The sequence below is a fragment of the Vallitalea sediminicola genome (assembly GCF_054408565.1).
In genome coordinates this window covers 1-210 of sequence record NZ_BTPT01000268.1, presented here as the reverse complement: position 1 = coordinate 210, position 210 = coordinate 1, and the positions used below count along the sequence as shown (strand labels likewise).

The following is a 210-nucleotide window of genomic DNA, read 5'->3' as shown; positions in this document are numbered from 1 at the left end:
CTGGAGGGTGAGAACAGCTTAACCAATACTGCCGATGCGGAAGATATCATCACTATTATTGAGCAGGGTAGGATCGTAGTGATTGACAATGACAATCCCGAGAAACAAACTCCGCAGACCTACACCCTGACCTTCTCCGGCGACGGCACCCTAGAAACAGAGACAAATGCTAAAATTGGAATTTCCACAGATGGTACATTGATTATCGCA

General features: G+C 46.2%; 1 protein-coding gene. It reads left to right on the top strand.

Annotation, left to right across the window (positions count from 1 at the left end):
• A partial coding sequence (locus ACX6CF_RS26695; protein WP_458788411.1) for a hypothetical protein occupies positions 1–210 on the top strand: 210 nt, incomplete at both ends.